Source organism: Streptomyces solincola (genome assembly GCF_002982015.1).
Lineage (GTDB): Bacteria > Actinomycetota > Actinomycetes > Streptomycetales > Streptomycetaceae > Streptomyces > Streptomyces solincola.
In genome coordinates, this window is sequence record NZ_PVLV01000654.1 from 1 (window position 1) to 1431 (window position 1431).

Here is a 1431-nt window from a genome sequence, read left to right on the forward strand (position 1 = left end):
GGCGGAGGGTGCGCTTCCGGTCGGGCGGGCCGTGCGGGCTCCGGGCCGGAACGGGCGGTTCGGGGCGGGGCGTCGACAGGGGTGGCGCGAATCGGGATGCGGTGAGAGCGCTCCTGCGTCGAGGTGAGGCCGCCGGGACGGAGGCGCGCGCTGTTCCGGGCGCGGCCGCCGACGGCTTCCACCGTCCGCGGAACGCTCACCGCGGACGGCAGGGGGAACCTGGCGGCGCGCCCTGGGCGATGCCCGTTACCACGTCATAGACACGGGTTGTACCCACGGGCGTGCGGCGCTGGCACGAGCGTCGGGCGCGGCGCCGGGCCGGGGGCCGCCGGTCCGCCGGGTCGGCCGGTGTGGTGCGAAGACACCGGATCCGCCCGCGGAGAGGGGCGATTCTCATGGGTTCGGCCTAGAGGGGCCGGGAGCCCGGCCGGGCTAGGTTCGGCGAGGCGGCCCGGGGCGGGTCGTCGCAGGCGGGAACGAGGGGGACGGTTGTGAACGCGGTGGTACCGGTGGTGGCGGCGGCGGTGCTGTGGGGCACGGTGGGGCCCGCGCAGATCTGGGCGGACACGGGGGTCCACCCGGCGGCGCTGGGAGCCGCCCGGATGCTGCTGGGCGGCGCGGTCCTGGCGGCGCTGACGGTGCGTCCGGCGGGGCTGCGGACGCTCACCGGGCGCGGGACGCGGGGCTGGCTGGGGGTGTGCGTCCTGGTGACGGCCGGCTTCCAGGTGTGCTTCCTGCAAGCGGTCGAGCGGTGCGGGGCGGCGCTGGCCACGGCGGTCGCCTTCGGCACGGTGCCGGTGGTCAGCGGGGTGTGCGGGCGGCTGCTCGCCGGGGAGCGGACCTCCCCGCGGTGGGCGGCGGGCACCGCGTGCGCGGTCACCGGCATCGTGCTGCTCCTGCTGCCGGGCAGCGGGGCACGCACCGACGTCCTCGGCGTGGTGTACGGCGTGGTGGCCGGGGCGTCGTTCGGCGTGTACATCGCGGCGACCAAGCGACTGGGCGCGGGGGGCGGGGACCTGTCGACGGCGGCCCCGGTGAGCGTGCTGTGCGCCGGGCTGCTGGTCTCCCCCGCGCTGCTGATCGCGCCGCAGGGGCTGGCCGCCTGGCGGACGGCCGGGCTGGTGGGGTGGCTCGCGCTGGCGACCACGGCCCTGGGGTATCTGCTGTTCACCCGGGGCGTCGGCCGGCTCAGCGCGGCCACCACCGGCACGCTCAGCCTGACCGAGCCGCTGGTGGCCGCGGTGCTGGGGGTGGCGCTGCTCGGGGAGCGGCCCGCCCCGCTCGCCGCCGCGGGCGCCTGCGTCCTGCTCGCCGGTCTGGTCGCCGTCTCCCTGCCGGGCCGCCGGCCCGCCGCCCCGACCCGGCCGGCGCCGCCGCTGCCGCCGCCGGTGGAGGCGGAGGCCCGGCGGTGACGGGTGGCCAGGCGGCGGG

The 1431-nt window shown here is 79.1% G+C and carries 1 protein-coding gene; it reads left to right on the forward strand.

Features of this window, described 5'->3' with window-relative positions; translation table 11 throughout:
* The first annotated feature begins 491 nt into the window (after window positions 1-491).
* On the forward strand, window positions 492-1412 hold the full coding sequence (locus C6N75_RS28840) for a DMT family transporter (protein WP_105871793.1): 921 nt from the start codon (window positions 492-494) through the stop codon (window positions 1410-1412).
* Window positions 1413-1431: the final 19 nt, after the last annotated feature.